A 2,275-nucleotide genomic window follows, 5' to 3' on the forward strand; every position below is an offset into this window, starting at 1 on the left:
TCGGGCACACCTCCCCGCGGTAATTGCGGATCATTGCCTTGGACTGCTGCATCAGATCCTGCTTCAGCGGCATTTTGGGGTTTCTCCGGTACCGTGTCCAGATCTTTGTGAACGCCTCCAAATCTGATTTTTCGAACTGCCCCGTGAACAGCTGGTTGCTTTTGACATGGGCGATCACCCTGCCCCCGCTGATGTCGGGGTCGTTCGCATGGATGGTGGCGACGGCCTCCGGAAGATGGGACAGATCGAGCCGGCTCAGCGCATCCCGCAGCGCCGGATTGTTGAAATTTGACGATTCCATAAGGCACTCCATTTCATCGGTCGGTCAGATTTTTTCGAAGGTGTCCACGGTCAGATCAAACACCTGATTCCGCACATCGGAAATGACCAGCTGCATTTTCAAAAAGCGATCCTCATCGATTTCATAGCGGATGCGCGCCTCCGTATTCGGTTTCACAAGATCGTTGAAGGTCTGCGCGTAGTCATAGAGGATTCTCATTTCGGGGTCCCATTGGCTCTGCCCCGCAAACAGGTGGAAGCGCACCCCGTTTGAGCCGACGTGAAATGTATGCTCCACCTCGCCGCTGCAGGGGATCGCGATGTTCGCGGGGATAATCTCCACCGGCAGCTGGTTTTCCACGTCAATGAAGATCGCCTCCGGCAGTTTGGGACGCTCATCCCGATGCTCCTGCACCGAGGCGGATTCTTCCTCGGTTTCCGCGGGGTCTTCGTCCTGCAGATTCAGCATGTGGGCGGTGTCTTTCCGCGTGGATACGAATTTCGAGATCGCCGCCCCCATCGCCACGGCCTCCATCGGCTCCTCCGCCTTGAGGACGGGGCATTGGCAGTACGCAGCGAGTGCCTTTTCAATGGGCGGGTACATCGACATGCCGCCGGTCAGGAAGACGCAGTCGATGCCGCGTTCGCCCTCCTCCTTCAGCCGTTTCAGCAGCTGATAGACCGGCTTCAGCACGTGTTTGTCCCGCAGCTTGTCCGTCAGATCACGCGTGGGACGGCGGTAGCTGTCGTTGAAGAACAGGGCGGTGTATGCCCGATATTCGCTGTAGGTGCAGTCCAGCTCCACGTTTTCGTATTTGGTCAGGAACCGCGGAAGAGCCCCGTAGGTCGGGGTGGGGAGGTCTTCGTCCTCGCCGTAGCCCTGGTTCAGCTGCGTGCTGTACCACAGCTTGTACTGCTCGCAGGCCGGCATGATCCGGGCGACCAGATCCGCCTTCAACTCCGGTGCGTCGATCTCCGTATCGTTGATTTCATAGCGTCTGAACAACTTGTTCAGAATGCCGATCGCAGCCTGTTCGTCGAAGTCGTTTCCGCCGAACTCCGTATAGCGGTTCGTTGCAACAAAGTGGATGTCATAGACGTCGTCCTCGTCAATCTGCAGGTCGACGACACAGACATCGCACGTTCCTCCGCCGATGTCGTACACCATCATGCGCTTTTTTTCCGAGAAGTCGATCATGTCCTCCGCGCCCGATGCGTACTGTCCGTTGATATAGTGGTAGAGTGCGGCGATGGGTTCTTCCAGAATGGACACCTTTTCAAAGCCCGCCATTTTTGCCGCCATGATGGTGTCCGCGATCTGGCTCTGGTTGAACGAGGCGGGGACGGTGATGGTCACATCGGGGAACTCGCTGTCCCCGCGCTGCATGACGGTCTGCCGGATGGCGTCGTGGCAGACCTTCAGAATGTCAGCGGCTGCCTTGACCGGTGTGTACTCGTTGGCATATACGACCTTGCGCCCCATGTCGATCTTCGTGTTGTAGAGGATGCGCCGATCCGCGCCGTCCTGCTTTTTGTCGCGCGCGAACCGCCCACCTTTACCTTGCCGTTTGCGCCGAAAAAGAGTACGGAGGGCAGGGACTTCTCCATCCCAATCTGGTTTTCCATTATGTACTGGTTGATCGAGCATATCGTTGGTCGCATGATGTTGTGGCGTGGCATCTTGCACGTTGCCATCACCGTATTGGTGGTGCCGAGGTCGATTCCGATGTGGATTTTGTGCCGCATGTCCTTTGCATTATCCATTCTGGTCGGCCTCCGTTTCCATCGTCACCCAGGGCAGGACGAGATTCTCCCCCTTGTATCTCCAGCCGGGATAGTTGAGAAGGCCGCGGTTCAGCCCCTCTGCAATATCCTTTTCGTTGACCGCATAGACGACATTGGCCTCCTCGGAGTCAAACGGAACCTTCTTCCCAATCTTGTCGGCATCGTACGGGGAAATCCCGATGCCGTCGAGGACGAACAGGAAGTTCTGAAC

General features: G+C 57.1%; 3 protein-coding genes. All 3 read right to left on the minus strand.

Annotated features, from left to right (window positions below; genetic code table 11):
- Positions 1 to 301: hypothetical protein (locus Q0176_RS02670; RefSeq protein ID WP_299298997.1), on the minus strand; the 301-nt coding region annotated here is incomplete at its 3' end.
- 24 nt (positions 302 to 325) lie between these two features.
- On the minus strand, positions 326 to 1,927 hold the full coding sequence (locus Q0176_RS02675; protein WP_299298999.1) for an Hsp70 family protein: 1,602 nt from the start codon (positions 1,925 to 1,927) through the stop codon (positions 326 to 328).
- A gap of 108 nt (positions 1,928 to 2,035) precedes the next feature.
- Positions 2,036 to 2,275 (minus strand): hypothetical protein (locus Q0176_RS02680; protein WP_299299000.1); only part of this gene is annotated, 240 nt, incomplete at its 5' end.

Source organism: uncultured Fretibacterium sp. (assembly GCF_938040765.1).
In the GTDB taxonomy this organism is placed as follows: Bacteria; Synergistota; Synergistia; order Synergistales; family Aminobacteriaceae; genus CAJPSE01.